Raw genomic sequence first — 4801 nt, 5'->3', positions numbered from 1 at the left:
GGCCTCCCCAGCGATCTCACCCCGGTTATCCACTCTTTCCCTCCACGACGCTCTTCCGCTCTGCGCTGTCGGGGCCGTGGGGCGGCCTGACCGTCGCGCAGCGCGTCGACATCCTGTACGCGGTGGCCGACGGCATCACGCGCCGCTTCGACGATTTCCTCGAAGCCGAAGTGGCCGACACCGGCAAGCCGGTGAGCCTCGCGAGCCATATCGACATCCCGCGCGGCGCGGCGAACTTCAAGGTGTTCGCCGACGTCGTGAAGAACGTGCCGGGCGAAACCTTCGAGATGGCGACGCCGGACGGCGCGGGCGCGCTCAACTATGCGATCCGCCGCCCGGTCGGCGTGGTCGGCGTGATCTGCCCGTGGAACCTGCCGCTGCTGCTGATGACGTGGAAGGTCGGCCCCGCGCTGGCCTGCGGCAACACGGTGGTCGTGAAGCCGTCGGAGGAAACGCCGCAGACGGCCGCGCTGCTCGGCGAAGTGATGAACGCGGCGGGCGTGCCGCGCGGCGTCTACAACGTCGTGCACGGCTTCGGGCCCGGCTCGGCCGGCGAATTCCTGACGACCCATCCCGGCGTGAACGCGATCACGTTCACCGGCGAGACGCGCACCGGCGCGGCGATCATGAAGGCGGCGGCCGACGGCGCGCGGCCCGTCAGCCTCGAAATGGGCGGCAAGAACGCGGCGATCGTGTTTGCCGACTGCGATTTCGACGCGGCCGTCGAAGGCACGCTGCGCTCGTGCTTCGCGAACGCGGGGCAGGTGTGCCTCGGCACCGAGCGCGTGTATGTCGAGCGTCCGCTGTTCGAGCGCTTCGTCGCCGCGTTGAAAGCCGGCGCCGAGCAACTGCGGCCGGGCCGCCCGGAAGCGGACACGACCGGCATCGGCCCGCTGATCAGCCAGGAGCATCGCGACAAGGTGCTGTCGTACTACCGCAAGGCCGCCGAGCTCGGCGCGACGGTCGTGACGGGCGGCGGCGTGCCCGACATGCCGGACGCGCTGCGCGACGGCGCGTGGGTGCAGCCGACGATCTGGACGGGCCTCGGCGACGATTCGCCGATCGCGCGCGACGAGATCTTCGGGCCGTGCACGCTCGTGATGCCGTTCGATTCGGAGGCCGAGGTGATCGGCCGCGCGAATGCGAACGCGTACGGGCTGTCGACCGCGGTCTGGACCACCAACCTGTCCCGCGCGCATCGCGTCGCCGCGTCGATCGACGTCGGCATCGCGTGGGTCAATTCGTGGTTCCTGCGCGACCTGCGCACCGCGTTCGGCGGCGCGAAGCAATCGGGCATCGGCCGCGAAGGCGGCGTGCATTCGCTCGAGTTCTACACGGAACTCCGCAACGTCTGCATCAAGCTCTGATCCACCCGTTACTGACCGGAAAACTCTTATGGACTCCACGTTGATTACCGCGCTGGGCGACCGGCTGTACGACGCGATGACCTCGCGCACGCCCGTCGCACCGCTGACGTCGCAGCACGAGGACCTGTCGGTCGACGACGCGTACCGGATCCAGCAGCGCTTCGTGCAGCGCCGCCTGGACGCCGGGGAAACCGTGATCGGCAAGAAGATCGGCGTCACGTCGAAGGCCGTGATGGACATGCTCGGCGTGTACCAGCCCGATTTCGGCTACCTGCTGTCGGGGATGGTGTATGGCGAAGGCGAGTGCATTCCGCTCGACACGCTGATCCAGCCGAAGGCGGAAGGCGAGATCGCGTTCGTGCTGAAGCGCGACCTGCTCGGCCCCGGCGTGACGAACGCGATGGTGCTGGCCGCGACCGAATGCGTGATGCCGTGCTTCGAGATCGTCGATTCGCGGATTCGCGACTGGAAGATCCGGATCGGCGACACCGTGGCCGACAACGCGTCGTGCGGCGTGTTCGTGCTCGGCGACAAGGCGGTGAGCACGCGTCGCGTCGATCTCGCGACGTGCGGGATGGTGCTCGAGAAAAACGGCGACGTGATCGGCACCGGCGCCGGCGCGGCCGCGCTCGGCTCGCCGGTCAATGCCGTCGCGTGGCTCGCCAATACGCTCGGCCGGCTCGGCATCCCGCTGAAGGCCGGCGAAGTGATCCTGTCCGGCGCGCTCGCCGCGATGGCGCCGGCCGGGCCCGGCGACAACTTCCGCGTGTCGATCGGCGGGATCGGCGCATGTTCGGTGCGGTTCGCGTGAGCGGCGCCGTTCCCCTTCACTGGCAAACGAGGAATTCCCCATGACCCGAAAAATCCGTTGCGCGCTGATCGGCCCCGGCAACATCGGCACCGACCTGCTCGCCAAACTCATGCGCAGCCCCGTGCTCGAACCTGTCTGGATGGTCGGCATCGATCCCGATTCCGACGGCCTGAAGCGTGCGCGCGAACTCGGCCTGAAGACGACCGCGGAGGGCGTCGACGGCCTGCTGTCGCACGTGCAGGCCGACGGCGTGCAGATCGCGTTCGACGCGACGAGCGCCTACGTGCACGCGGAGAACAGCCGCAAGCTCAACGCGCTCGGCGTGCTGATGATCGACCTGACGCCGGCCGCGATCGGCCCGTACTGCGTCCCGCCCGTCAACCTGATGGACCACATCGGCTCCGGCGAGATGAACGTGAACATGGTCACGTGCGGCGGCCAGGCGACGATCCCGATGGTGCGCGCGGTGTCCCGCGTGCAGCCGGTCGCGTACGGCGAGATCGTCGCGACGGTGTCGTCGCGTTCGGTCGGCCCCGGCACGCGCAAGAACATCGACGAATTCACGCGGACGACGTCGGCCGCGGTCGCGCAGGTCGGCGGCGCGAAGGCGGGCAAGGCGATCATCGTGATCAACCCGGCCGACCCGCCGCTGATCATGCGCGACACCGTGCACTGCCTGACCGAGACCGCGCCCGACGAGGCGCGCATCGTCGAATCGGTGCACGCGATGATCGCCGACGTGCAGCGCTACGTGCCCGGCTACCGGCTCGTCAACGGGCCGGTATTCGACGGCAACCGCGTGTCGATCTACCTCGAAGTCGAAGGCCTCGGCGACTACCTGCCGAAGTACGCGGGCAACCTCGACATCATGACGGCCGCCGCCGCGCGCACCGCCGAGATGTTCGCCGAGGAGCTGCTGGCCGGCCGCCTCGCGCTCCAGCCGGCCGCGCAGGCAGCCTGACGCGCGCTCATCCCACGACCGGACGAACAAGGAAACGGCAATGAATCTCAAAGGCAAGCGAATCACCGTCCACGACATGACGCTGCGTGACGGCATGCACCCGAAGCGTCACCAGATGACGCTCGACCAGATGCGCGCGGTCGCGACCGGGCTCGACGCGGCCGGCGTGCCGCTGATCGAAGTCACGCACGGCGACGGGCTCGGCGGCTCGTCGGTCAACTACGGCTTTCCCGCGCACACCGACGCCGAATACCTCGGCGCGGTGATCCCGCTGCTCAAGCGCGCGAAGGTATCGGCGCTGCTGCTGCCGGGCATCGGCACCGTCGACCACCTGAAGGAGGCGCACGCGCTCGGCGTGCATACGATCCGCGTCGCGACGCACTGCACCGAGGCCGACGTCTCCGAGCAGCACATCGCGATGGCGCGCAAGCTCGACATGGATACCGTCGGCTTCCTGATGATGAGCCACATGAACAGCCCGGAAGGGCTCGTGAAGCAGGCGAAGCTGATGGAGTCGTACGGCGCGAACTGCATCTACATCACCGATTCCGCCGGCTACATGCTGCCCGACGACGTGAAGGCGCGTCTCGGTGCGGTGCGCGACGCGCTGCAGCCGCAGACGGAGCTCGGCTTCCACGGCCACCACAACCTCGCGATGGGCGTCGCGAATTCGATCGCCGCGATCGAGGCCGGCGCGAACCGGATCGACGGTGCGGCGGCCGGGCTCGGCGCGGGCGCGGGCAATACGCCGCTCGAAGTGTTCGTCGCCGTGTGCGAGCGGATGGGCATCGAGACCGGCGTCGACGTTTGGAAGATCCAGGACGTCGCGGAGGATCTCGTCGTGCCGATGATGGATTTCCCGATCCGCGTCGATCGCGACGCGCTGACGCTCGGCTATGCGGGCGTGTACGGCTCGTTCCTGCTGTTCGCGAAGCGCGCGGGCGACAAGTACGGGATCCCGGCGCGTGACATCCTCGTCGAGCTCGGCCGGCGCGGGATGGTCGGCGGGCAGGAGGACATGATCGAAGACACCGCGCTGACGCTCGCGAAGGCGCGCGCGGCGCAAGCGAAGCGGGAGGCCGCATGAACCTGACCACCGACATCGTCGAATCGCTCGCCGAGCATCTCGACGGCTGCATGCGCGACGCGCGCGACACGCCGAAGATCACCGACCGCCATCCCGAGATGGACTGGGACGATGCCTACGCGGTGCAGGATGCGATCCGCCGCCGGCAGCTCGGGCGTGGCGCGCGGATCGTCGGCTACAAGGCCGGCCTGACGTCGCACGCGAAGATGCGCCAGATGGGCGTCGATACGCCCGTGTTCGGCTTCCTCACGGACCTCTACGACCTGCCCGACGGCGGCGAGTGCGATACGTCGGCACTGATCCATCCGAAGGTGGAGCCCGAGATCGCATTCGTGACCAAAGCCGAGCTGAAAGGGCCGGGCTGCCATATCGGCGCGGTGCTCGCCGCGACGGATTTCGTCATCGCCGGCATCGAGGTGATCGACAGCCGCTACCGCGACTTCAAGTTCGACCTGAAGAGCGTGGTGGCCGACAACACGTCGGCCGCGCGCTTCGTCGCGGGCGGGCGGCCGCTCGCGGTGGACGGCGTCGACCTGCGCACGCTCGGCGTCGTGCTCGAGAAGAACGGCCTGCCA

The 4801-nt window shown here is 68.7% G+C and carries 5 protein-coding genes; all 5 read left to right on the top strand.

Annotation, left to right across the window (positions count from 1 at the left end):
* A partial coding sequence (locus G3N99_RS34760) for a 2-hydroxymuconic semialdehyde dehydrogenase (RefSeq protein WP_206124631.1) occupies nucleotides 1–1367 on the top strand: 1367 nt, incomplete at its 5' end.
* A 28-nt stretch (nucleotides 1368–1395) separates the two neighbouring features.
* Nucleotides 1396–2178 (top strand): 2-oxopent-4-enoate hydratase, encoded by a 783-nt coding sequence (dmpE, locus tag G3N99_RS34755; protein ID WP_206124630.1) that lies wholly within the window; start codon nucleotides 1396–1398, stop codon nucleotides 2176–2178.
* Nucleotides 2179–2218: 40 nt separating this feature from the next.
* Entirely contained in the window at nucleotides 2219–3139 is a 921-nt protein-coding gene (locus G3N99_RS34750) for an acetaldehyde dehydrogenase (acetylating) (RefSeq protein WP_206124629.1), read from the top strand.
* A 40-nt stretch (nucleotides 3140–3179) separates the two neighbouring features.
* Complete coding sequence (dmpG, locus tag G3N99_RS34745; protein ID WP_174939631.1) at nucleotides 3180–4226, top strand: 4-hydroxy-2-oxovalerate aldolase; 1047 nt, start codon at nucleotides 3180–3182, stop codon at nucleotides 4224–4226.
* A partial coding sequence (locus tag G3N99_RS34740; protein WP_206124628.1) for a 4-oxalocrotonate decarboxylase occupies nucleotides 4223–4801 on the top strand: 579 nt, incomplete at its 3' end. The genes dmpG and G3N99_RS34740, both read left to right, overlap by 4 nt.

Origin of the sequence: Burkholderia sp. Ac-20392 (genome assembly GCF_017104585.1) — a bacterium.
Taxonomy (GTDB): domain Bacteria; phylum Pseudomonadota; class Gammaproteobacteria; order Burkholderiales; family Burkholderiaceae; genus Burkholderia; species Burkholderia lata.
This window is presented reverse-complemented; position numbering and strand designations above follow the sequence as displayed.